This window comes from uncultured Cytophaga sp. (genome assembly GCF_937863595.1).
Taxonomy (GTDB): domain Bacteria; phylum Bacteroidota; class Bacteroidia; order Cytophagales; family Cytophagaceae; genus Cytophaga.
Window position 1 is genome coordinate 23884 of sequence record NZ_CALMGQ010000187.1, and the last position, 25877, is coordinate 49760.

The following is a 25877-nucleotide window of genomic DNA, read 5'->3' on the forward strand; positions in this document are numbered from 1 at the left end:
TGAATAGTGTATTAATTAACTGAAACGTATATGTGTGGAATTACGGGAATTTTTGCATTTAATCAAATAGGTTCTTTCTATATGATCAATTTAGGGAAAAGCATGGACTCGCTTTCTCATAGAGGTCCTGATGGAAGAGGCACCTTTGTTGATGATTTGATAGCGCTTGGTCACAGGCGATTATCTATTATTGATACTGAAAATGGACGACAGCCAATGCGTGATATAACAGAGCGATACGTAATTGTTTTTAATGGGGAAATTTTTAATTATCAAGAATTAAAAAAGCAGCTTATTGAAAAATTTAATTATTCTTTTCAAACACATTCAGATACAGAAGTATTACTTGCAGCCTATATCAACTGGGGAGCGGATTGTTTAACAAAGTTGAATGGTTTTTTCGCATTCGCAATTTACGATAAACAAGCTCATGAAATATTTGTTGCGCGTGATCGCTTAGGCGTTAAACCATTATTGTATTACATCGACGAAGATAAATTTATTTTTGCTTCTGAAATGAAGTCGGTATTAAGCTATAATATCCCTAAGAATGTAGACTTAGCTTCTGTTAGACAGTATTTTACGTTGGGATATATTCCCGAGCCAAATTCAATTTTTACAGATATTAAAAAAGTAGAAGCAGGGAGTTATTTAAAAATAAGCAAATCAGGTATCGTTCAAAAAAAATATTACGAATTACCTAAAACTACAAACCCAACAGCTACAGTTTCTTTTGAACAAGCAGCTGTTCAAGTAAAAGAGCTATTTGCGCAATCTATAAAAGATAGGCTTGTCGCAGATGTTCCAGTGGGTGCATTTTTAAGTGGAGGAATAGATTCAAGCATTGTTGTAGCCGAGGCTTCCAAGCAAATAGAGTCCTTGAATACCTTTTCAATAGGCTTTAAAGATGCAGCATTATTCGATGAATCTAAATCTGCAGAGCTTGTTGCCAAAACGTTTCAAACAAATCATACATCCATAGTATTAGGCACGAAAGATTTAGCAGACAATATAATGGACTGCTTAGAAAGTATGAGCGAGCCATTCGCTGATAGCGCAACATTGCCCTTATTTGTGTTGTGTAAAAAAGTAGCTCCCTCAATTAAAGTAGTACTTTCAGGCGATGGTGCCGATGAATTATTTGGTGGGTATAACAAACATAAAGCGGAATGGATGGTTAAAAACCCTTCCAATAAAGTGAAGCTTGCTAAGGCATTTGAACCAATTATTAAACTCTTGACCGCCAATAGAAATACGGCGTGGGGGGATAAAATTAGGCAAATTCAAAAACTGATTAATGGAGCGAAATTGAACGATTCCGAGCGTTATTACCTGTGGTGTTCTATCTTCCCGGCCAATCAACTTCTGAAGTTATTTGACACTAAGTTTGAGGGCAAACAGGAATACGAGAAACGTAAAACAGGTATTTTACATCGATTTAAAGATAAAAAATACGACATGAACCAAGTTTTGCATACAGATATGGATTTGGTATTGGGGAGCGATATGCTGCATAAAATGGACTCTATGTCGATGGCAAATGGATTAGAAATGCGAGAACCTTTTTTAGATAATCGACTAGTTGAGTTTGTTATGTCATTGCCAGCTACTTATAAAGTAAGAGATGGCGATACAAAAGCTGTTTTAAAGGAAGCGTATAAAACCGAATTGCCTAAAGAGATACTGTCTAAATCAAAGCATGGATTTGATGTTCCTTTATCTATTCTTTTTTCGAAAGAACTTAAAGAATGGATCATTAATGAGTTATTGAATGAGAAATTGATTGCGGATCAACAGATTTTCAATTGGAATTATATTAAAATAATTAGAGAAGCAATTAATAAAAATGGTAATTTAGACGAATTGCATATTTGGTCCATTATTGTCTTTCAATTTTGGTGGAAAAAGTATATGATTTCGTAAATTGCAAGAATATGGTTCACTGTAATTTAAACTGAATCGGATTTAGTCAAGAATATATCAAGAAAAATACATAAGAACAGAAAATGAAAGTTGCATTAATTACAGGAGTTACAGGTCAAGATGGCGCTTATTTAAGCGAATTTTTATTGAAAAAAGGATACGAAGTACATGGTGTAAAAAGAAGATCTTCTTTATTTAACACCGATCGTATCGATCACTTATATGTGGATCAACATGAAAAAGATGTAAAGTTCAAATTGCATTACGGTGATTTAACAGATTCAACAAATCTAATTCGCATTATTCAGGAAGTGCAACCAGATGAAATTTATAATCTTGGTGCAATGTCGCATGTAAAAGTGAGTTTTGATACGCCAGAATATACAGCAAATGCAGATGGTATTGGCACCTTGAGAATTCTTGAAGCAATTCGGATTCTTAAATTAGAAAAGAAAACAAAAATTTATCAAGCTTCTACTTCAGAGCTATATGGCTTAGTACAAGAAGTTCCTCAAAAAGAAACGACTCCATTTTATCCACGTTCTCCGTATGCGGTTGCTAAAATGTACGCATATTGGATTACTGTTAATTATAGAGAAGCATATAATATTTTTGCTTGTAATGGTATTCTATTCAATCACGAGTCTCCTTTACGCGGCGAAACGTTTGTGACCAGAAAAATTACACGTGCTGTAGCTCGTATCGCATTAGGTTCTCAGGATAAAGTATATTTAGGGAATCTCGATTCTAAAAGAGATTGGGGACATGCGAAAGATTACGTTGAGGCGATGTGGCTGATTTTACAACAGAAAAAAGCTGAAGATTTTGTAATTGCGACTGGTGTTACAACCACGGTTAGAGATTTTGTTAAAATGGCTTTTGCACGTGTAGGTATTGAACTTGAATTCAAAGGCAAGGGTGTAAAAGAAGTTGCTGTTGTTGTTTCTTGCAAAAACAAAGAGTTTCAATTAAAAAAAGGGAAGGTAGTTGTTGCAGTAGATAAAGCATATTTCAGACCAACAGAAGTAGATTTGTTAATTGGTGATGCAACTAAATGCAAGAAACTTCTTAAATGGAAGCCAAAATACAACCTTAAGATGCTTGTAAATGAGATGGTAGATGCGGATGTTCAATTATTTAAAAAAGATGAATACTTACGTAAAGGTGGATTTAAAACATTAAGCCAAAACGAGTAGTATCATGGATTTAAATAGTAAGATATACGTTGCTGGACACCGCGGTATGGTTGGTTCAGCAATTGTTCGATTGTTAGAAAAAAAAGGCTACAAGCACATCATTACACGTACTTCTAAAGAACTCGACTTAAGAAATCAGTTAGAAGTGCAGCAATTTTTTCAAGCTGAAAAGCCTGAGATAGTAATATTGGCCGCGGCTAAAGTTGGGGGGATTCACGCGAATAATGTGTATCGCGCAGAGTTTATCTACGACAACCTTATGATGGAGGCAAATGTCATTCATCAAGCATATGTGTCAAAAGTTGAGAAACTGTTGTTTCTAGGATCTTCGTGTATATATCCTAAATTGGCACCACAGCCATTGAAAGAAGAATACTTACTAACGGGAGTATTAGAGGCTACAAATGAACCTTATGCGATCGCTAAGATTGCGGGCATAAAAATGTGTGAAGCATACAAAGATCAATATGGTTGTAATTTCATTTCCGCTATGCCTACCAACTTGTATGGTCCAAATGATAATTATGATTTAAATAATTCGCACGTATTGCCTGCACTACTTCGTAAATTCCATGAAGCGAAACTATCGGGTGCAACGGAAGTAGAAGTGTGGGGCTCTGGATCGCCATTACGTGAATTCTTGCACGTGGACGACTTAGCTGCTGCGTGTTATTTTCTATTAGAGCAGTATACAGGTAAAGAGATCGTAAATATTGGAAGTGGCGTTGACTTGACCATTAAAGAATTAGCGACGTTGATTAAAGAAGTCGTAGGGTTTAAAGGTGAGTTAAAGTTTGATGCAACGAAACCTGATGGAACACCCCGAAAATTAATGGATGTTTCAAAATTAAAAAACTTAGGTTGGGAATATTCTATTAATCTAAAAGATGGAATAACCTCTGTCTATAAAGATGCGTTTAAAACACAATAAATAATTTTTCCTAAATCCATCATATGTAAAATAGAGAATGCAAAACAAACATATACTATATATTACATATGATGGACTTACGGATTTTTTGGGGCAATCGCAAGTGCTCCCATATATCATTGGCTTAGAAAAAGAAGGATGTCGCTTTTCAATTTTGAGCTTTGAAAAAAAAGAAAAATACGAAACCAATAAGAATGTAATTGAAGCATTGATTTTGGGTAAAAATATTCAATGGTATCCAAAGACCTATCATAAAAAGTTTTCAATACTCGCTACGATTTGGGATTTGCTAATAGGCTTTATTTTTGTAACCAAGCTTCATTTTAAAGATGCTTTCCATGCAGTGCATTGCAGAAGCTATATACCATCGATCTTAGGGTTGCTTTCAAAAAAGATATTCCATACAAAGTTCATATTTGATATGCGTGGCTTTTGGGCAGATGAGCGTGTTGATGGCGGATTGTGGAATCTCAATAGCTTCATATTTAAAAGAGTATATCAATTATTTAAATGGATAGAAAAAAAATGTATTTTGAATGCAGATTATGTTGTAACACTTACACAGAATAGCTATGTCGAGATGCAGCAATGGAAGTACGTTACATCAACGGTTCCATTTAAAATTATTCCGTGTTGTGCAGATTTGAATGTTTTTAATCCAAATAATATTGTTGTTGCCGATGTAGTAAAACGTAAGCAAGAACTTGCAATTGAAAATCAAATTGTAATTAGTTACTTGGGCTCAATCGGCACGTGGTATATGATTGATGAAATGCTGAATTTTTTTAAACAATTTCTCACATCACACCCTTCTGCAATTTTTCTATTTATTACGCCAGAAGAAAAAAATGTAATTGAATCAATTGTCGAGACACATGGTATTCAATTTGACCGAATAAGAATTACAAAAGCGCAACGGCGAGAAGTCCCAACGTATATATCCTTAAGTACATATTCGTTATTCTTTATCAAGCCTTCATATTCCAAAAAGAGTTCATCTCCCACAAAACTAGCTGAGATTATGGCAATGGGAGTGCCTGTAATTTGCAATAATAATGTTGGTGATGTTGAACAACAAGTATTAGCGGCGAAGGCTGGATTCATTATTGAAGAGTTTAATACAGAGAGTTACATAAATATAATCTGCGAATTAGAAAACAATTTCGATATGCATTTTCAAAAGGAAATAGTTGAAAAATATGTGCAGCAAAACTTCTCATTGGAAAATGGCGTAAAGTCATATTCAGAAATATATTCGCAAATACTTATATGATACCCTATAATCAATCAAGTCAATCTGTAATTAAATCTACTAGCAGGCCCATTCAAGTATTCCCCTTGCTTGGCAATGTAGACATGCAAACAGTGGATTCTTTTGGTGAGGAGTGGTCCACTTTCCATACGTTTAATGAAGCTGAAATTTTTACAGCTGGAGATAATTATTTTGACATTGTTCCTGAAAAGATACTTAATAAGAATACGAAAGCATTGGATGTGGGTTGTGGAACGGGGCGCTGGTCTTATTATTTATCAGAGAAAGTAGGCTTTGTCGAATGTGTAGATCCGAGTAAAGCTGTTTTAGCTGCTGATAATTTATTGAAGGATAAAAACAATATTAGAATCAGCCAAGCTTCGGTGGATAATATTCCCTTTTTAGATCATTCATTTGATTTGGTATTTAGTTTGGGTGTATTGCATCATGTGCCAGATACGAAAGACGCTATAAAAAAATGCGTTCAGAAATTACGGCCCAATGGATATATTCTATTGTACCTATATTATAATTTAGAAAATAGAGGATTTATATTTAAAACGCTTTTTCATCTTTCAAATTCATTGAGATGGGGTATAAGTAAAATGCCAAACGTTATTAAAAAGATCGTGTGCGACCTTTTAGCCTTTTTTGTATACATACCATTTGTTGCATTAGCAAAGTTGTGCATGGCATTGGGCATGTCTCAAAAATGGGTACATAAGATACCTTTATCGTGGTATGCAGACAAATCCTTACGAATCATTCGCAACGATGCATTGGATCGATTTGGAACGCCCCTAGAACAACGATTTTCAAAAAAAGAAATTACAGAAATGCTTGAGCATGGTGGTTGTTATAATATTGTTTTTGCAGAGAATGCTCCCTATTGGAGAGCAATAGCACAGAAAGTATGAGTGTAAAACACATCTTGGTTATTTGTCCGCACCCTGAAGGTGTGGCTCCAGGGCAGAGACTAAAATATGAACAATATTTTGAATGTTTTTCTGAAAATGGGTATGAAATGAATGTACAGTCATTTATGTCAAATCGATTTTGGAAAATTGTTTATAAAAAAGGCTATGTTTTGGAGAAAGTATTTTGGACCCTGTATGGTTATATAAAACGTATTTTATTAATCCCCTTTTTACCATTTTACGATGGAGTTTATTTATTTTTAAATGTTACGCCTTTTGGGTTTTCTTTCTTTGAACGAATATATCTTTTCATGAATCCAAATGTGATATACGATATAGACGATTTGGTTTTTTTAGGCAAGACGTCAAAGGTTAATCGATTAGTAACACTCTTAAAACATCCGGAAAAATATTTTTATTTGATGCGCAATGCAAAACACGTAATTGTTTGTACGCCTTATTTAGAAGAAATTGCATTAAAAAAAAATAAGCATGTAACAGACATTTCGTCAACTATAAATACCGACACATATTTGCCTGTAAATACATATTCGAATACTAAGCCATTGGTGCTTGGTTGGTCTGGGAGTCACAGTACCTTAAAGTATTTTTATTTATTGGAAAATATTTTAAAAGAATTACGAAAAAAACATGAGTTTAATGTGTTAATTTTTGGGGTGACAGATTGCAAGGTTGATGGGCTAGATATCGAAGTTATTCCATTTGATCAAAAGCTTGAGGTAAGCACCTTACAAAAAATTGATATCGGCTTGTATCCTTTACCTTTAAATGAACAATGGGTATTTGGCAAAAGTGGATTGAAAGCATTGCAATATATGGCTTTAGGCATTCCAACTATAGCAACATCAATTGGCGCAAACTTGAGAATCATTGAAGACAATGTTTCTGGCAAATTGGTAGTAACAGATGCAGAATGGATGAATGGGTTGACGCAACTTCTTTTAGATTCATCTATGCGTAGAAAATTAGGCGAACAAGCACACAATAAGGTTGTTGAAGAGTATTCAATTCGATCTAATAAAAATAAATATTTAAATATTTTGAACGGAGTATACTAACGACTGCGTTTTGTAAAAAAATGTTTGAATTTAAAAGACTTTCCATTTTCATCAGGTTGTAACGTATATAGCAATAATATCGCTGCTATATAAAAGGGGTATCCTTGTATCTTGTAGCGTACCAAACTTCCAAAGTTGAATGATGTGATCCCTACCATAAACGAAAACAATAGGCCAAATAATAAAAAAAATTGGAGATTTACATCTTTAGAAAGAAGGTCTAACGTATTTTTGAATTTTCTTTTTCTAAATAAAATAAAAGTATAATAAAGTACAACGGAAGATTCTAGGGCCGACAAGAGCATTATGGGGTTCCTGGTTTCCCAAAGATAAGGTCTGAAAAGAGTGACATTTATTGCTGCAGGCATTTTTAAAATATAATCAAATACTCCATTGTCCATTTCGCCTAAACTATAACTAGAACCTTCAGATTTAATAGAGATTTCGTGAATATAATCTCGCTGTATTTTGGCTGTTTGTAAAATTTTATCACTGGAATAACGTTCCTTTTGTGCGCCTAACTGCGTAACAACAATATAGCTTAGAGCGAGACTAAAAATCACAATAAATGGTGCAATCATAAATCTTAAGAACGTATTTTGGATCTTCTTTTTGTAGTGCTGGGTCACCATGAAAGAAAAACACGGTATGTAAGCTAAGAGAATATATATTTTAATATTTAGAATAATATACCCAGTAAAAATTATGTACAATATATAAATGGGTTTGAATTTATTTTGGATGAAAATTCGATATAAATAATAATGAATAATACATAAGCAGGAAAAGCAAATGGTGTCTTTAAGGATTGCACTACCCCATACAATCAAACTGGGTGCAGCAAAAAAGGCAATAAAGATTGATTGTTTGTTGTTTGGATATAATTCAAATAATAATGTTACTAATTTCCATATACACCAAAAGGATATAAAGCTGAAAAAGAATGTTGTAATAAGGTATGAATTAAAAGTGAATAGATTGAAGAATGTTGAAATTTTGACTACTATCAATGTGTCCGGCGCATTTATGTAATTCAATTGCAATAGTAGATTTTTCAATTCGATATCTTCTCCTTGAGGAGAATAAAAAAATATTCGAAAGATGCTTTCGGGATGCTCAAAAATCAAATTTGCCAATATCCTGCTTTCATTGTAATATGTTCCGATATCTCCTCCATGATAGTAATAGTTGAATATTAAGGTTACAAAAAAACCACCCAAGACTTTCAGGCTTAAGCCTAAATAGATGTATTTTTGTATGAGTTGTTCTTTATAAAAAAGTTCAATAACTATACGTGTTGCAACAAAAAAAAGGAATATATAAATAGGAAGTAATAAATATTCATAGCTACTTATTAAATCCTTATAAATTGCTAATTCATAAATGGATAATTTTTGAAAGCCCCTCATTTATTGTTTACTAGTAATTGATTATTTGTTGAAATTAACGAATAAATTGTATCTTGAGCAATAAAACCATAATAATGAGCATTAAATTAGATTCAATTGACAAGAAAATCCTTGAGATTCTTCAGGCAAATGCTAAAATAACAAATTCGCAATTGGCTACTGAGATTGGTTTGTCTCCTGCGCCAACACTTGAACGTGTTCGTAAGCTTGAAAACATGGGAATAATCAAAAGTTACCATGCTGAGGTTGAGCGCGAATTATTAGGAATTGGAACGGCTGTATTTGTCTCTGTTTCTTTGTCAGGCCATAAAAAGCATCAGATAATGTCTTTCGTTCAGAAAATGAATGAAATCCCTGAAGTGGTAGAATGCCATCATATTACGGGATCTGGTGATTTCCTTTTAAAAATTCTTGCGAAAGATATTAATTCGTATCAAAAATTGATTTTGGATAAATTAGTAGATATTGAAGAGATTGGAAACATGCAATCCATGGTGATATTATCTACCTATAAGGATTCTAAAGTAATGCCTATTTCTTGATTTTGTTCAATCGCTCAAGTCCCTGGTTTGAATTTTGAGTGACTTCACGTATTGTGACGGAATAATTGTTTTCATCTAATTTTTTTACGCGTTGCAATGCACGCTTGTAATATCTTTCAGCGCGGTCATTAAAATGCAGCATTTCATATAGAATACCCAATCGGCAAGCTGCTAAGGAGTAGTGATAGGATGCTGAGTTGTCTGACTTATCTTCTCCAAATTTCACAACCTCTAAAAAAAACCTTTCAGCTTCAGAGTAGTTCTGAAGTTTATTTTCAATTAAACCTAAATAATAATATGCAGATAGGGAGTAACCCAATTTATTCATGTTTGCTGAATCAGCAAATGCAATCGTTTTTAATAAATAAAACTTCGATTTTTCTGAATCTCCCTTTTCATATAATATTCTTCCTAAAAAATAACTTGCATACCTACCTGTATTTTCTTCATAACCAGGCATACCAATATTTACTTTGTAGTTAATTTCATAGCATATTTTTTCGCAATCTGCATAATAACCAAGTTCCCATGCCAATCGAGCATAAACCCGTTGGAAATAAGGGTTGTCAGGATAGGTACTGTTTAGTTTCTTAGCGATGGGATAAGCCGCACGAGAATTGTTTTCTTCATTATTATAAATGGTCATTAAGTAATATTGCGCTTCTATACGTGTATAAAAAGCACTATTTGCACATTCGGTTAATTGTGCGATACCTAGGCTTTTACTTCCCTTCGGAAACATACTGATAATGGGTTTTAATAAAGGATATTCTTCTTTAATATATTCTGCATAATAGTTGAAAATGGATTCGCCGAATAAAAATTCAGGACTTAAATCACTTTTGCCTTTTGTATAACTTAAATATTTTAGCGCACTTTTACCTTGAAATGCTGCTTTAATATAATCTTTATTGTCAGCAAAATATCGTCCCTTAAAACCATAGGCTGCACATAAGAAAAATGCGGCCTCTACATTACGGTCATTTTTAGAAAACATGGCTTCTCCTTTATCAATCGCCAGATCGATGTAGGTTAAAAATTCTTTTTCGTATGTATTTCTAAAATCATCTGTATTTATATATGGCACCATTTTCCAAAAGTTGCTCAGTCCCATCAGGAAATAGGGCATGGGGTGTTCTGGGTATTGATTTCTTAATTGTAGAAAATAATTTTCGGCACGATCAAATTTGAAATTGTACATATCATTAATCGCATCCGTAGATTCTATTTGGATTGTATTATCCGCTAACAACATACCTGATTCTTCCTGTGAAAAACAAGCAGTTGATACCAATAACAACACATACAAAAACAGATATCGAGTCATAATAGATCTTTCTATTCAAGCCTAAAGTAGAATTTTAACGAAAACAAATGTACATTTATTCTTTCGAGCAATACTTATATCCTATGCAACTTTTAAAAGAATTGTGTTCTATACACGCTCCTTCGGGAAATGAAGAACCACTGAAAGATTATATATTATCGTACATACGTAAGAACATGTATACATGGTCACATACGCCAACTGTTTATCAAGACGGCGAATTGCAAGACTGTATTGTACTCGTATTTGGGAAACCCAAAGCGGCTATTTTTGCCCACATGGATTCTATTGGCTTTACTGTGTCGTATAACAATCATTTACATCCAATTGGTTCTCCTTCAGCAAAAGAAGGATATAAACTTTTTGGTAAAGATTCCAATGGTGATATAGATGGAACCTTAAGGATTGTAGAAGGCGAATGGTTTGTAGATACAAATCGTATTATTGATCGGGGTGCGGAATTAACCTTTGCACCAAACTTTAGAGAAGAAGGCGATTTGATTTTAAGTCCATATTTAGACGATAGACTAGGTGTATGGACTGCATTAAAAGTTGCTGAAACACTTGAGAATGGCATCATTGCATTTACCTGCTGGGAAGAACATGGTGGTGGTTCTGTAGCGTATTTAGCACGATGGATTTATGAAACGTTTCAAGTAAAGCAATCTTTAATTTGCGATATTACTTGGGTTACAGAAGGTGTTAAAGCTGGCGAAGGCGTAGCAATATCTATGCGTGATCGAATGATACCCCGTAAAAAATATGTAAATCAAATTATCGAATTGGCAAAGCAGTCTGGCATAAACTATCAATTAGAGGTAGAAGGTGCAGGTGCTAGCGATGGGCGAGAATTGCAGTTGTCCCCTTATCCGTGGGATTGGTGTTTTATTGGAGCACCTGAAAAAGACGCTCATACGCCCAACGAATCTGTACATAAAAAAGACATCGATTCTATGGTTGCATTGTATCGATATCTGATGGAGAAGCTCTAAAGCCGAATGCATGAGAATTTCAAATATCTAACGTATTGACAATGTGTAAATACGTTAGATATTTGAAATTCTCATGCATTTAAAAAAGACTTATACGATTCTTTTTAAATGGCTTTACGAAATAATATTAGTCCTACTTTGTCATATTATAAAATGATTGAGTACTATGTAAACTGAATTGTTGCTGATTTTGCCGTGGTTGTGTCTTTTCGACCAACCACTTGCTGCCTGAATTGCGACAAACTATAAACTTGACAAAGTAGGATTAGTACACTTTTTTGTAAACGATGGAAAGTATTTCATTAAAACAGCCTGTATAAAATAGCCAGCATATAGAATATAAAATGGCTCTATAGTAATTGTCCTGAATCTATTCTGTACATAAAAGACGGTTGAAAACAATATCATTGTTAAGAAAATAGCTATCATAAAGAAATGTTCTCTATGGTTCTGTGTGCAGCTTTTATATAGCCCTAGGTATGCAAACAGATAAATAGGGAAACTTATTAAGAAAGAAAATGCCCATTCTAAAATGGGATAATGTCGATAAGAAACTCCCGGCATTAAATAAATAATAAAATCGTATAACTTTAATTTAAGAATATCTTTTGGATGTGATCTTATCCATAAAAAGGCATCTGCGAAAAATATTTTTTGTTTTTTGTCTTGTGTCAAAGAAATAATTGAATCAAAGCGCGTTTCATCTCCATTGAAATAACCAGCAGTATTTGTGATGTCTTTGATCTTCGTATAATCGGAAGACGTTTTTTTTGGAATATCTACAATTGATTTATACCCTGCATTCGTATTTCCTAAATAAAATTGGAAACCTGATCCGTTTGAAGATAAAACATAGGTGTTGTTTTTCTTCAAATGATATAATCCATAGGGAAGAGAGCATATCAATGCAATTGAAGCAAATATACTTGTATATAGAAGGGATTTTTTAAAAGATTTAAGAGTTATAAAAAACAAAAGAGGGACAAAAAGAGAAAATAATAAAATATGCGATTTAGTTAAATAGGTAAGGGAGAAGAAGACTGCCGAAAAAATGAGCGATTTTATATTTTCATTCTTATAAGCATCAATCAAATAATAAATAGTTATAATAAATAAGCTTTGAAAAAGGGTTTCTTGGGAAAAGGTATTTACATACCAAAACGTCATTGGGAAAAAACAATAAATAATGGTAGAGATAGCTGCAGTAAGAGAATTGTTAAAAAGAATATTAGAGATTTTATAAATAAAAATACCACTAATGCTTGATAAAATGATTTGAAATAAAATCAATGATGTATTCCAGTATTGTCCAAAGCTAATTTTTAATAAAGCAGCGAAGCATGGAAATACTGGAGAGGTAATAAAGCGGCCGAAATCAAAATTAAAATCACCTTTAACGGCATTGTCTGCAAATTGAATTAAATAAATTGAATCGGGTTGCAACGAATAATTATTGTAAAATCCGATAAGGAAGGAGAATATTATTCTGACAATAAAAAAGGAAATAAATATTATTGAATATTTTTTCATAAAAGTTTGACTTAAATATAATAATGCGAATTTAATGAAATAATGGACTTGTCAAGGAAATATTGATTGACTCAAAGGCTTTAAATGCGTTAGCTGTCTAATTTCTTCAAGGCTTTCTTCCCCAAATGCGTAACCTTTCACCGAAAAAACGTATTTTTGTACCTTCAAAGAAATAAAACATACCCTATCATGTTAAACATTGTCTTATTTGGTCCTCCGGGAGCTGGAAAAGGTACTCAAAGTGAAAAATTAATCGCTACATATAAAGTAGCACATTTATCAACAGGAGATATTTTTAGAGATCATATTTCTCGCCAAACAGACCTTGGAATAAAAGTTAAAGAGTTTATTGATAATGGCTTGCTTGTGCCTGATGAAGTGACGGTGGGTATCTTAAAGGCTGCTATTGAAGCAAATGCTGGAGCAACCGGATTTATTTTCGATGGATTTCCAAGAACAGTGCATCAAGCAGAAGTGCTGGATAAGATGCTTGAAACATTAGGTACAAAAATACATGCGGTTGTAGCGTTGGATGTCAATGAAGTTGAGTTGAAAAAACGCATTGAAATTCGCAAACAAACTTCTGGTCGTGCAGATGATGATGCAGAAAAAGTATTGAAGCGCATAGACGAGTATTTCCAAAAAACAATTCATGTATTACCCTACTACGAAGCACAAGGTAAAGTAGTTAAAGTACATGGCATTGGTGAGATTGAAAATATCTTTACTGAAATTTGCAAAGCTGTTGATGCAGCTAAATAAAAATAAATAAAATGAAAAAACACAGATTGACTATTAAAATCAATCTGTGTTTTTTCATTTTAATAGTTTCAAGTTATATCATATATGGAAACTATTATTTAGTTCTGTAACTCATGAGCTAAATACGATTAAACCCGTGACCTTGGCCTCTGACGAATAGAAAAAAAGAGCGGTAAAATCAAAATACGCCATCTTGTTCTGTATATGACAGACCAAATGAGCATTCAAATCAAAATTTCATCAAGCGTTTAGCATTCCGCTTTCCGCTTTTAGCTTTAAGAAAAAGTGGCTTCATCCAACTTTATAGATTACGTAAAAGTATGCTGTCGCTCCGGTAAAGGGGGAGCAGGCTCAGCACATTTCCGCAAAGAGAAACATGCACCACTTGGCGGTCCCGATGGTGGAAACGGTGGTCGTGGTGGCCATATTATTTTGAAAGGTAATGTTCAGCTTTGGACATTATTACATTTGAAATACACGAAGCACATCATGGCTGAAGATGGTGAAAAAGGGGGTACAAACAAATCATCTGGTGCGCAAGGAATGGATCAAATAGTGGAAGTGCCATTAGGTACCATTGCACGTGATCCAGAAACAGGCGAAAAGCTTGCAGAAATTACAGAAGACGGACAAGAAATTATATTGATACCAGCTGGTAGAGGTGGTTTGGGGAATGAAAATTTCAAAACTTCTACCAATCAAGCGCCACACTATGCTCAACCAGGGGAACCAGGTATTGAAGCTTGGGTGGTTTTAGAATTGAAAGTACTAGCGGATGTTGGTTTGGTTGGCTTTCCCAATGCGGGTAAGTCTACGTTATTGTCAAAAGTTTCTGCGGCAAAACCTGAAATTGCAGACTACGCATTTACAACCTTAGTGCCTAATTTGGGTGTAGTAAAATACCGTGATTATCGTTCGTTTGTTATGGCAGACATTCCGGGTATTATTGAGGGCGCATCAGAAGGCAAAGGTCTTGGTATTCGTTTCTTAAGACATATTGAACGTAATTCAATCTTGTTATTTTTAATAGCAGCTGACTCCGCAGATATCCGTGAAGAGTATGAAGTGTTACTTAATGAACTTCGAAAATACAATCCTGAATTATTACATAAAGACAGAATTCTAGCCATATCCAAATCGGATCTGCTGGATGAAGAGTTGAAAAGTGAAATTAGGAAAGAACTTCCAAAAGGAATCGAAACCGTATTTTTCTCTTCTTATTTAAATCAAGGATTAATAGAATTGAAAGATTTGTTGTGGCATACAATGAATAAACCTAAAAACGATTTCATGGACTAATTTACAGAAAGTGGTGTCATATTGTCAGAATAATACCTTGGCAAACTTATTGACACATCCTTTTTGTCAAATCATACAATATCATGGCTAACGAAAAAGTAAACGAAGAACAAATCAATAATTCTGCTGATAAAGAGGTAGTTGAAGAAACTGTTGCGCAAGCTCCAGAATTAACTGAATTGGAAAAAGCGCAAGCTGAATCTGCAGATTGGAAAGATAAATATGTCAGACTGTACGCTGAGTTTGATAATTACAAAAGACGTACAAGTAAAGAACGCATCGAATTAATAAAAACAGCAAATGAAGATTTGATGTCTAGTTTAATTCCTGTAATTGATGATTTTGATCGTGCGCTTAAAAATATTCCTTCTACAGAAGAAACAAAAGCGTTGCGTGAAGGTGTAGAATTGATCCACAATAAGTTTGATAAAACTCTTGAGCAGAAAGGTTTAAAAGCTATGAATGCACAAGGTGAAGTATTCAATCCTGATTTACATGAAGCTATTACCCAAATACCTGCACCAAGTGCGGATATGAAAGGTAAAGTAGTTGACGAAGTTGAAAAAGGATATTTCTTAGGAGAGAAAGTTATCAGATACGCGAAAGTAGTTATTGGAGCATAATTAAGATGGCAACAAAAAGAGATTATTACGAAATCTTAGAGGTTACTAAATCTGCCTCTGGCGATGAAATTAAAAAAGCTTATCGTAAGCTTGCGATTAAATATCACCCAGATAAAAATCCAGATAATCCCGCTGCAGAAGATAAATTTAAAGAAGCAGCGGAAGCCTATGAAGTATTAAGTTCTTCAGAAAAAAAGCAACGTTACGACCAATACGGACACGCAGCCTCAGGTGGCGGCGGTTACGGTGGTGGAGGGATGAATATGGATGACATATTCTCTCAGTTTGGCGATGTTTTTGGTGGCGGCGGTTCTCCATTTGAAAGTTTCTTTGGCGGCGGCGGTTCTAGTCGTGGTAGAGGTGTACGTAAAGGCACCAATCTTCGAATTAAGTTAAAATTGAACTTAGAAGAAATTGCCAATGGTTGCGAAAAGAAAATTAAAGTAAAACGTCAAGTTGCTTGCGATGATTGCAGCGGAACGGGCGCTAAAAATAGTTCGGTACAAAAATGTGGTACGTGTAACGGAACAGGTCAAGTTAAGAAGGTAGTCAATACCATGCTTGGACAGATGATGTCTGCTGCAACGTGCTCTACTTGTAGTGGAGAAGGTACTGTTGTAAAAGACAAATGCAATACCTGCCACGGACAAGGAACAGTAGAAAAAGAAGAAACTATAACCATTAAAATCCCTGCTGGAGTTGTAGATGGCATGCAGCTTTCTATGAGTGGTAAAGGTAATATGCCACCACGCGGAGGTGTAGCGGGCGATTTATTAATTCTGATTGAAGAAATTGAAGATGAGTTTTTAAAACGCGATGGATTAAATATTATTTACGAATTATATGTTACCTTCTTTGATGCAGTTTTTGGCACAAGCATAGAAGTGCCAACTGTAGACGGTAAGGTTAAAATTAAAATCGATCCAGGTACACAAAGTGGTAAAATATTACGTTTGCGTTCTAAAGGGCTTAAAGACGTTAACGGATATCAAAAAGGTGACCAATTGATTTATGTGAATATTTGGACGCCACAAGAATTGAATAAAGAAGAAAAAGATGCGTTAAATTCAATTAAAGAATCTCAAAACTTCAAGCCAAACCCAGGCAAAAACGACAAGTCGTTTTTTGAACGCATGAAAGAGTTTTTTTAAAAAAATAAATGATTAACCCGAAGCCCTCTTTCTAAGAGGGCTTTTTTTGTAAATATTGAATATTCAATTATGTGTTATTTTTTGGTTTATTCTTAAAATTAGAATGAATTTAGCACCTTGTTTTTCCGTAAAAGTGCCAAAAAAACACTATTTTTGCACGTATTTTTATTAAGATAATACCAATACTATGAAAGTGTTAAAGTTTGGAGGTACCTCTGTAGGTTCTGTAGAAAGTATCCGTAAAGTCGCAGAAATTCTTTCTTCTTTTAAAAAGAAAGAAAAATTTGTAGTTGTATTTTCTGCTATGTCAGGAATTACAAATTTACTTGTTGAAGTAGGTCAAAAGGCATCTACAAGTGATATTTCATATCAACAAGTATTAAAGGCGATTGAACAAAAACATGTAAGCACGGCAAAAATATTGATTGATGTAAAAAATCAAGGCAAAGTAATTGCACAATTGAAGTTGGTATTAAATGAATTACAAGATTTACTTCACGGTGTTTATTTGTTAAAAGAATTATCTCCCCGTTCCAACGATTTAGTATTGAGTTTTGGTGAGAGGCTTTCAGGTTATCTTGTTTCTGAATTTTTAAAGCAAGAAGGCGTTGATGTATCGTTCTTGGATGCACGTAAGGTTATTATAACAGATAATGGTTTTGGTTCTGCAAAAGTAGATTTCAAAAAAACAGATAAAGCTGTTAAAGAATATTTCAAAGATATTAAAACGAGTGTAGTTGTAACGGGCTTTATTGGCTCAACCGATAAAGGTGAAACAACAACATTGGGCAGAGGTGGATCTGATTATACGGCTGCTGTTATTGCTGCTGCATTGGATAGCGAAGGTATTGAAATCTGGACAGATGTGGACGGCATCATGACTGCAGATCCACGCAAGGTGAAGCGTGCATTTACGCTTCCTCAAGTTTCCTATATCGAAGCAATGGAAATGTCGCACTTTGGCGCAAAAGTTATTTATCCGCCAACCTTACAACCTGCATTCAAAAAAAGAATTCCTATCTGGATTAAAAACACCTTTAACACAGCGTTTGAGGGAACTTTAATCAATGAAAAAACAAGCGTAACCGATCATTCTGTAAAAGGTATTTCATCGATTGAAAATATCTCGATGCTCAATTTGACGGGTAGCGGTATGGTTGGCGTACCAGGTGTTTCTGGACGTTTATTTGGTGCATTGGCACGCAATTTTATCAACGTAATTTTAATTACACAAGCATCTTCTGAACATTCTATTTGCTTTGTGATTGACTCAAAAGAATCTGCACATGCGAGAGCTGCTGTTGAAGAAGAATTTGAGCATGAAATTAAATCAGGGAAAATTGATAAACTGCACGAAAAAGATAATTTAGCGATTGTTGCAGTAGTTGGTGACAACATGCGCCATACCCCAGGTATAGCTGGTAAATTATTTTCTGCTTTAGGTAAGAATGGCGTAAACGTTGTTGCAATTGCACAAGGATCTTCTGAAATTAATTTGTCCGTAGTAATTGATAAGTCAAATTTAACCAAAGCATTAAATGTAATTCACGAATCATTCTTTTTGAGTGATGTGAAAACAATTAATGTATTTGTTGTAGGTGTTGGTTTGATTGGTAGTGCATTATTAAAACAATTGCAAAAACAAGGCGCATATCTTTTGAAAGAAAAGAATTTCAAAATCAATGTAGTTGCTTTGGCGAATAGTAAGAAAATGCTCATCAATGAAAATGGTATTGCATTAACTTCTTGGAAAGAAAAACTAGACGAGCAAGGAGAGAAAGCAAATTTGAAAGAATTTGTAAAACGTATGGTTGAGTTGAATCTTCGCAACTCTATTTTTGTTGACAATACATCGAATAAAGATGTTGTTTCATTTTATCATACAATATTGGATGAAAGCATTTCAATTGTAACGCCGAATAAGCTTGCAAATTCAGGCTTGTATAAAGATTATAAGAAGCTTCAAGAAACGGCCTTTAAACGTGGCGTGAAGTTGATGTACGAAACAAACGTTGGTGCAGGTCTTCCAGTAATCAATACATTGAACGACTTGAAAGATAGTGGCGATAAAATTATTCGTATCGAAGGCGTCTTGTCTGGAACGTTATCATATATCTTTAACAATTTCAAAGGAGATAAAAAATTCAGCGATATTGTTAAAGAAGCAAAAGAAAAAGGTTTTACAGAACCAGACCCAAGAGATGATTTAAATGGAAAAGATGTTGCGCGCAAGATTTTAATACTAGCGCGCGAGTCTGGATTCAATTTAGAATTCGACGATGTAGTGGTAGAAAATATTCTGCCAGCCCCTTGTTTAAAAGCAAAGTCTGTTGAAGAGTTCTTTATTCAATTGGAAAAAAATAACGATGTGTTCTCTAAGAAAAGAGATGCCGCAGATAAAGCACACAAAGTATTGCGCTTCATTGCTAAACTTGAAAATGGGAAAGCAGAAGTAAGCTTGCAAGCAGTAGATAGTACGCATCCATTCTATTCGTTGTCTGGAAGTGACAACATGATTGCCTATACAACGGAAAGATATAAAGAGCGACCATTGGTAATCAAAGGGCCTGGTGCGGGTGCAGAAGTAACAGCTGCAGGTGTGTTTGGCGACATTATTCGTATCAGTAATTACCTGAAAGGGTAATACGTTTTAAGTTTTAAGTAATAAGAAAATAAGCTAGTGAGACTATCTGTATTTTCAGTCTTAAAACATAGAACTTAAAACATAGAACTTGAAAATGAAAGATAGTATAAAAGTATTTGCCCCAGCTACTGTAGCCAATGTTTCTTGCGGCTTTGATGTGTTGGGCTTTGCGGTAGATAATCCGGGGGATGAAGTTCTTCTTCGATTATCTGACAAAAAAGGCGTGCGCATTACTTCAATTACCGGAGACGATGGGCGCTTACCAAAAGATGCAGAAAAAAACACAGTTAGTATTTCTATACTTCGATATTTAGAAAAACTAGGGATTGAACAAGGTATTGAAATTGAATTAACAAAGAAGATGCCTTTGGGGAGCGGCTTAGGCTCTAGTGCTGCTTCTACTGTTGCAGGAGTGTATGCAATCAATCAATTACTAGGCAATAAAATGGAGGTTAAAGATTTACTTCCATTTGCAATGGAAGGCGAATTCTTAGCTTGCGGTTCTGCACATGCAGACAATGTTGCGCCGTGTTTATACGGTGGTTTTGTATTGGTAAGAAGTTACGACCCATTGGATGTTGTAAAACTTTCTGTGCCTGCTAATTTATATGCAACCATTATCCATCCGCATGTAGAAGTGCAAACAAAAGATGCGCGCAATATTTTACCCAAACAAATACCCTTATCACTTGCAGTTGCGCAGTGGGGAAATGTTGGTGGCTTGGTTGCAGGATTATTGATGAACGACACCAATTTAATCGGTCGTTCCATGCAAGACCTTATTGTGGAACCTGCACGCTCCGTATTGATACCAGGTTTTGATGAAGTTAAAAAAGCAGCAATGGATGCAGGTGCATTGGGTTGTTCTATTTCAGGGTCTGGCCCATCGATTTTCGCATTAAGTACGAATAAAGAAACAGCACAGAAAATTGGTCAAGCAATGAAAGCGCAGTTTGACGCAATACGTATCGGTAGCGATGTGTATGTGTCAACAGTTAATAATGAAGGACCGAGAATTATATAAATTCCAAAAAACAAAAAACAAATCCCAAACTTCTACAGATGGGATTTACAGTATAAAGAAATTGTAAAGCAAAATAAACACGAGCTTTATTAAATCGAAACGAATTTACCTAAAGCTGTAAGCTTTAGGCCTTACGCTTTAAGCATAACGAAATGAAACTATATAGTACCAATCACCAAGTACCAGAAGTAAATTTGAAAGAAGCCGTATTCAAAGGCTTGCCAGATGATAATGGCCTATATATGCCCGACCACATACCTACTTTGCCACAATCTTTTTTTGATACGATTGAAACCTTGTCTTTTCAGGACATTGCGTTTGAAGTATGTAAAGCATTGATTGGAGATGAGGTTCCCGAAAAAGAAATAAGAAGTATTGTAGACGATGTGTTGACATTTGAAGCTCCGGTTATCAAGGTAGAAGACAATGTATATGTGCTTGAATTGTTTCACGGGCCAACCTTAGCATTCAAAGACTTTGGTGCACGCTTTATGGCACGCTTGATGTCGTATTTTTTGCAAAAGGAGAAAACCGAAATTATGATTTTAGTCGCTACCTCTGGAGATACGGGTAGTGCTGTTGCGCAAGGGTTCTTGGGTAGAGAAGGGATTAAAGTTACCATATTATATCCAAGTAAAAAGGTTAGTGATTTGCAAGAAAAGCAATTGACTACTCTTGGGCAAAACATCACTGCGCTTGAAGTTTTAGGGACGTTCGATGATTGTCAGCGTATGGTGAAGCAAGCATTTTTAGATAAAGACATTACGTCAAAAATTAATTTGTCTTCTGCAAATTCTATTAATATTAGCCGATTGATTCCACAGTCGTTCTATTATTTCTATGCCTATGCACAAGCTAAAAAATTAGGAAGGAAAGTTGTGTTCTCTGTTCCGAGCGGAAACTTCGGAAATATTTGTGGCGGTTTGATTGCAAAAAAAATGGGCTTGCCTATTGAGATGTTTATTGCATCTACAAATTTAAATGACATCATGCCAACCTACATTAAAACAGGTATTTTTACTGCAAAGCCATCTGTTGCGACAATAAGCAATGCAATGGATGTTGGAAACCCCAGCAATTACCCGCGTGTAATCGAATTGTATAACAAAGACATTGAAGCCTTGCGTAAAAACGTTATTGGTAAAGTGTACACGGATAAAGAAACCGCAGCGGCAATGAAGGCCGTATATCAATCAACAGGTTATGTGATGGACCCACATGGTGCCGTTGGTTATTTAGGCTTGAAAGAATATTTCAAAGAAACTGGAATAGATGCTACAGGTATTTTCCTTGCAACTGCACATCCTGCTAAATTTATTGAAGTTGTTAACGATATAATCGAAAAGGATGTTGAAATCCCAGCGAGACTTCAAGAAGTTGCGAATAAAAAGAAAGAATCTATTGTAATCGATAACGATTTCGAAAAATTAAAAGCGTTTTTGTTGAAATAAGACAAAAGTTTATTTGTTGAAAGCCCTGAATATCTATTGCTATGAACTTAAGCATTATCATTCCACTTTACAACGAAGAAAACCTTATTTGTAAAACAATACAAAAAGTACTTGACGTACAGATGCCGACTTTTGTAGAGACGGTAGAAATAATTATTGTGGATGATTGCTCTACTGATAGATCCAATAGTGTTGTTACTGCTTTTATCGCGAATAAACCAAATATAAAATTTTTAAAACACGCTGTCAATAAAGGTAAAGGTGCAGCTGTTCGAACAGGTATTACAGACTCCTCAGGCGATGTTTTTTTAATTCAAGACGCCGACTTAGAATTGTCTCCAGTAGATATTCCTTTAATGGTAGAAACGATGTATGAATTGAATGTAGGATTTATAAATGGTTCTAGATATTTGCCAGGAGTCTACCGACCTTTATCTTCTTATAGACGATATTTATTTAACAAGCTGTTTACATTAATGACTTCCGTTTTGATTAATGTTCGGCTCACAGATATGGCGTGTGGGTATAAACTCTTTACACGCGAATTATATAACAAGCTACATTTAAAAGAAAATCGGTTTGGTTTTGAAGCAGAGCTAATCATTAAGGCAATGCGAATTCGAAAGAATAATATCGCAGAAGTTCCTGTTCGCTACTTTCCTAGAAACGAAGGCGAAGGGAAGAAATTGAAAAATATAGATGGCTTAAGAATATTCAAAACAATTTTCAAATACGGAGTATTGAAATTGAATTGAATATCGAATTGTTTATCAAGGTTGAACGCTCTTATTCAGTTGGTATTTTTTCAATCAGTTCACTTGTAATACGTTTATATGGAAGTTCTTTTAAGTCGAACCGCTCCTTATTTAATTCATTTTGTGAATGATAAGCCCACCATGTGGTGTATAGAAATAAGTCTTTTTCAGTATAAACCTGTTCTCTTAAATTCACATTGTCTTCTTCAATAAAAAGCGAAACGCAATTTTTGGGATCGTTTAATGTACTCAACAACATTGTTTCATAAGAACTTCCCCATACCACTAATAGTTTGTCTTTATTTAAGTCGTTAAACTTCACAATAAATTTTTTATTCGGGTAGGTTATTGCCGCCTTATTCACAATTGAAGTTAAATAATCCATTCGGCTTCTGTAAACATCTATACCCGTATTATAAATAACTGCCAGTGAGTAGCCGAGCATAAGAATTGTAATGGTAAATGTCAACGTGAAAACTTTCATGTTTTCTTTTGCAATTGCAAACAACGGCAATGCTATGAAAAAATAAAGTGGCGCAAACCTCGCCTCCATAGACATGTCTGAATCTCCATTATGAAAGGTGATTGCTGTTATTAAAAAAAAGCCAATTATAAATAATAATTGAAAAGTTAGTAGCAACCATTTCTTGTGATAAACATATATAGCAGTACTAATCCCAAGCAATAGTAGTGGCAATGAATAAATATTCGTGCGATGCATAATAAAGTGAATGGGGTAGCTAGTAAATATATTTGGCAGTATAATATCTGCATGTTTTAACTCATCAAAAAATGATGTGTTGTGTGTTTCTCCAGGGAAGAAGAATTTTTGCAGATAGATACAAAGGAGAAATACCAACAGGATATAATATTTAGGTTTTCTATACTCATTGTAAAATAGAGGAATGAATACCAACGCAAAAAGTGTCGTAAAAAGAGTAACGGGGTGCATGAAATAGTTCAAGAGGATTAAGAATATACTTATTACAAAAAAAAGCACATTCGACATTTTGGCATGAACCTGATACGATAGGAATGCATAAAAAAGTGCACCGTAAGCCATAAACATATACGTCTCAGAAATTGCATGGTAAAAAGCATGTCGGTACATGATTAAACATGTAAGGATTAAAATACACGCTTCAATATTTTTAAATATATACCAACAAATAGTAAAACAAAGGATATGAACGAGAATAAAAGATATGGAATAACTTAGGCCAATGGTTTTAATAGACGAGCCTAGTGCTACGAAAATCATTGGTAATGATTGATTCAAATACATCGAATACCGCTCTACAAATATGGTGAATGACTTTTCATTAACCATATGGAATAATTGATTAGCGGAATCTGTATAAAATACTCTTTCTTGATAAAAGTAAACAGAACCTATTAATATAACTGTTAATATTAAATATCCTATTTGGATAAATGTTTTATACGTGTTATTAAAGGATGTTTGAATCATGAATGTTGGTATTTTAATTTAATGTGTTGTGAATGATCAATAGTATTAAAGGAAATAGTTAACAATATTGATTATTAGGGATAATGCAACCCATAAGAGAATCAAATTCCTATGCAGTAAGATTATTATTTAATTGCGAAGATCCAAACATTGTCTTTATTGTAAAGTTCATTTGTAGAATAGTTGGAGCGTATATAATGGGTCTGCATATCATCAGCAACGATGACAGTGTCGCCAGTAATAAGCTTCATATAATCACCATAATCGATATGCACGTCCGAAAGCTGTAATCTTTGAATATAGAAGTAAAGATGTTGTTGAATATCTGTATGGTTAATTATTTTTAGGTTTGTAGGTACACTATTTTCTGTACCATCAAAGTAGCGACTTAATCTATATAAACTATAGTCGCTACTATTTTCATAGGTGGGATGCCTATTTGTTAAAACAATATCTATATAACTTATAGAGGTTAATACTCCTATTAGAAATAGAACTAAGCCATATTGAAACGTGGAAGGCCAATTTGTTTTACTAAATAGTTGCGTAAAAATGTTATAAAGTAGCAATATACAAATGCAGGCTATTAATGGCAGTAATGGCGCCACATACCATGTAAGAAATGTTTTAGAACTATTTATGATAACAAAGAAACAAATGATTAATAATAAAAAATAGTTGAATAGTTTTTTATTATTGAATGTGTTCATTATAAATGGATATGTAATTAAACATACCAGGAATAATCCAAACCAAAAATATGTTTGTTTGAAAAGTAATTGGTTTAAATAAAAAAACAAATCTCCATTATGATTTTCTTTTACCTCTAAAAATCTCCCACCAAGTTCATTCTCATAAACAGCTCTCAGATATCCATTATTTTCATGTTCTCGCAAAATATAATAGGATCCAATAATGACAAGATACCCTAAACAACTTATATAAAAATAGGGGTCTTTAAGAATAGCATATATTTTTTTTTGAAAGAATGCATAGACTAAAAAACCAGGCAAGAAAAGTAGCGGAGCAATACCTTTTGTTAAGGATCCTAATGTTAAGAATAACCCAAATAAAATAATATGAATTCTGTTTTTTGTTTCAATATAATAATAAAATTGTATCGCACATTGAATCATGAAAAGAATCAATAGCGAATCATAGTCGCCGGTTCTTGCTACATGGTATCCATTAAAACCTGGCAATGCAACAAGTACAATGCCGCTAAAAAATGCAATCCAAATATTGTTAGTTTCTTTTTTTAAGAAGAAAAAAAGTGATAAAATTGTCGCAAAGGCAGCAATCACAGAAGGTGCTCGTAGTGCGCTTGTTGTTAATCCGAAAATATGCATCGATAAAACTTGAAGCCATATTAGCAAAGGTGGTTTTGTGTTCCACATATCTGGCGAACCGTTATAATATGTAACGAGCCAATTGTGGTTGGTAAACATTTCAATTGCATTGGCAGCCTGTCTAGATTCATCCCATAAGTATAGGGGTAAGGCATTTAAAAATTCTAATAATGGGTATAAAACCAAAATTGCAAATAAAAAGTAGATGCAATAGGTAACAATAGAATGAGTTGATTTATTCATGGTAATC

The 25877-nt window shown here is 34.2% G+C and carries 21 protein-coding genes; 16 read left to right on the forward strand and 5 right to left on the reverse strand.

The window, feature by feature from the left end; all coding sequences use genetic code 11:
- The first annotated feature begins 30 nt into the window (after positions 1 to 30).
- From asnB to Q0543_RS16845, 6 genes are all read left to right on the forward strand, one after another.
- Positions 31 to 1923 carry an asparagine synthase (glutamine-hydrolyzing) gene (gene asnB / locus Q0543_RS16820; RefSeq protein WP_299255779.1) on the forward strand — a complete coding sequence of 631 codons (1893 nt, stop codon included), beginning with the start codon at positions 31 to 33 and terminating at the stop codon, positions 1921 to 1923.
- An 83-nt stretch (positions 1924 to 2006) separates the two neighbouring features.
- Positions 2007 to 3119 (forward strand): GDP-mannose 4,6-dehydratase, encoded by a 1113-nt coding sequence (gmd, locus tag Q0543_RS16825; RefSeq protein ID WP_299255781.1) that lies wholly within the window; start codon positions 2007 to 2009, stop codon positions 3117 to 3119.
- Between the two features lie 4 nt (positions 3120 to 3123).
- Positions 3124 to 4050 (forward strand): GDP-L-fucose synthase, encoded by a 927-nt coding sequence (locus Q0543_RS16830; protein WP_299255783.1) that lies wholly within the window; start codon positions 3124 to 3126, stop codon positions 4048 to 4050.
- A gap of 37 nt (positions 4051 to 4087) precedes the next feature.
- On the forward strand, positions 4088 to 5323 hold the full coding sequence (locus Q0543_RS16835; RefSeq protein ID WP_299255784.1) for a glycosyltransferase: 1236 nt from the start codon (positions 4088 to 4090) through the stop codon (positions 5321 to 5323).
- On the forward strand, positions 5320 to 6219 hold the full coding sequence (locus tag Q0543_RS16840; RefSeq protein ID WP_299255786.1) for a bifunctional 2-polyprenyl-6-hydroxyphenol methylase/3-demethylubiquinol 3-O-methyltransferase UbiG: 900 nt from the start codon (positions 5320 to 5322) through the stop codon (positions 6217 to 6219). The genes Q0543_RS16835 and Q0543_RS16840 overlap by 4 nt, the downstream gene beginning before the upstream one ends.
- A complete protein-coding gene (locus tag Q0543_RS16845) occupies positions 6216 to 7298 on the forward strand; it encodes a glycosyltransferase family 4 protein (RefSeq protein WP_299255788.1) in 1083 nt (360 codons plus the stop codon). Before Q0543_RS16840 ends, Q0543_RS16845 begins: the two co-directional genes overlap by 4 nt.
- Here Q0543_RS16845 and Q0543_RS16850 read toward each other — a convergent pair.
- Positions 7295 to 7879 carry a hypothetical protein gene (locus tag Q0543_RS16850; protein ID WP_299255790.1) on the reverse strand — a complete coding sequence of 195 codons (585 nt, stop codon included), beginning with the start codon at positions 7877 to 7879 and terminating at the stop codon, positions 7295 to 7297. The two genes, Q0543_RS16845 and Q0543_RS16850, sit on opposite strands and share 4 nt — an antisense overlap.
- A gap of 902 nt (positions 7880 to 8781) precedes the next feature.
- On the opposite strand from Q0543_RS16850, the gene Q0543_RS16855 reads away from it, so the two are divergent.
- Positions 8782 to 9249 (forward strand): Lrp/AsnC family transcriptional regulator, encoded by a 468-nt coding sequence (locus Q0543_RS16855; RefSeq protein WP_299255792.1) that lies wholly within the window; start codon positions 8782 to 8784, stop codon positions 9247 to 9249.
- Here Q0543_RS16855 and Q0543_RS16860 read toward each other — a convergent pair.
- Positions 9239 to 10576 carry a tetratricopeptide repeat protein gene (locus Q0543_RS16860; protein ID WP_299255794.1) on the reverse strand — a complete coding sequence of 446 codons (1338 nt, stop codon included), beginning with the start codon at positions 10574 to 10576 and terminating at the stop codon, positions 9239 to 9241. The two genes, Q0543_RS16855 and Q0543_RS16860, sit on opposite strands and share 11 nt — an antisense overlap.
- A gap of 83 nt (positions 10577 to 10659) precedes the next feature.
- Here Q0543_RS16860 and Q0543_RS16865 point away from each other — a divergent pair, with 83 nt between their 5' ends.
- The gene (locus Q0543_RS16865) at positions 10660 to 11568 is read left to right on the forward strand and encodes a M20/M25/M40 family metallo-hydrolase (RefSeq protein WP_299255796.1); all 909 of its coding nucleotides are present in this window, start codon (positions 10660 to 10662) and stop codon (positions 11566 to 11568) included.
- A gap of 243 nt (positions 11569 to 11811) precedes the next feature.
- Here Q0543_RS16865 and Q0543_RS16870 read toward each other — a convergent pair whose 3' ends face one another.
- Positions 11812 to 13098 carry a glycosyltransferase family 39 protein gene (locus Q0543_RS16870; protein ID WP_299255798.1) on the reverse strand — a complete coding sequence of 429 codons (1287 nt, stop codon included), beginning with the start codon at positions 13096 to 13098 and terminating at the stop codon, positions 11812 to 11814.
- Positions 13099 to 13287: 189 nt separating this feature from the next.
- Between Q0543_RS16870 and Q0543_RS16875 the strand changes: the two genes are divergently transcribed.
- The 8 genes from Q0543_RS16875 (at position 13288) to Q0543_RS16910 (ending at position 22807) form a co-directional block, all read left to right on the forward strand.
- Positions 13288 to 13860 (forward strand): adenylate kinase, encoded by a 573-nt coding sequence (locus tag Q0543_RS16875; protein ID WP_299255800.1) that lies wholly within the window; start codon positions 13288 to 13290, stop codon positions 13858 to 13860.
- 285 nt (positions 13861 to 14145) lie between these two features.
- Positions 14146 to 15159 carry a GTPase ObgE gene (gene obgE, locus Q0543_RS16880; protein WP_299255802.1) on the forward strand — a complete coding sequence of 338 codons (1014 nt, stop codon included), beginning with the start codon at positions 14146 to 14148 and terminating at the stop codon, positions 15157 to 15159.
- Between the two features lie 83 nt (positions 15160 to 15242).
- Positions 15243 to 15782, forward strand: coding sequence for a nucleotide exchange factor GrpE (locus Q0543_RS16885; RefSeq protein WP_299255804.1), 540 nt, complete (start codon positions 15243 to 15245; stop codon positions 15780 to 15782).
- Between the two features lie 5 nt (positions 15783 to 15787).
- Complete coding sequence (dnaJ, locus tag Q0543_RS16890; RefSeq protein ID WP_299255806.1) at positions 15788 to 16933, forward strand: molecular chaperone DnaJ; 1146 nt, start codon at positions 15788 to 15790, stop codon at positions 16931 to 16933.
- A gap of 187 nt (positions 16934 to 17120) precedes the next feature.
- Positions 17121 to 19577, forward strand: a complete 2457-nt coding sequence (gene thrA, locus Q0543_RS16895; RefSeq protein WP_299255808.1) for a bifunctional aspartate kinase/homoserine dehydrogenase I — start codon at positions 17121 to 17123, stop codon at positions 19575 to 19577.
- A gap of 94 nt (positions 19578 to 19671) precedes the next feature.
- Complete coding sequence (locus tag Q0543_RS16900) at positions 19672 to 20601, forward strand: homoserine kinase (protein WP_299255810.1); 930 nt, start codon at positions 19672 to 19674, stop codon at positions 20599 to 20601.
- A gap of 152 nt (positions 20602 to 20753) precedes the next feature.
- Positions 20754 to 22052, forward strand: coding sequence for a threonine synthase (gene thrC / locus Q0543_RS16905; protein ID WP_299255812.1), 1299 nt, complete (start codon positions 20754 to 20756; stop codon positions 22050 to 22052).
- Positions 22053 to 22093: 41 nt separating this feature from the next.
- Complete coding sequence (locus Q0543_RS16910; RefSeq protein ID WP_299255815.1) at positions 22094 to 22807, forward strand: glycosyltransferase family 2 protein; 714 nt, start codon at positions 22094 to 22096, stop codon at positions 22805 to 22807.
- Positions 22808 to 22838: 31 nt separating this feature from the next.
- Here the strand turns inward: Q0543_RS16910 and Q0543_RS16915 are convergent, their stop codons facing one another.
- Positions 22839 to 24278 carry a hypothetical protein gene (locus Q0543_RS16915; RefSeq protein WP_299255817.1) on the reverse strand — a complete coding sequence of 480 codons (1440 nt, stop codon included), beginning with the start codon at positions 24276 to 24278 and terminating at the stop codon, positions 22839 to 22841.
- Positions 24279 to 24403: 125 nt separating this feature from the next.
- Positions 24404 to 25870: a glycosyltransferase family 39 protein gene (locus Q0543_RS16920; protein ID WP_299255819.1), complete on the reverse strand. Its 1467-nt coding sequence runs from the start codon at positions 25868 to 25870 to the stop codon at positions 24404 to 24406.
- Between the last annotated feature and the right edge of the window lie 7 nt (positions 25871 to 25877).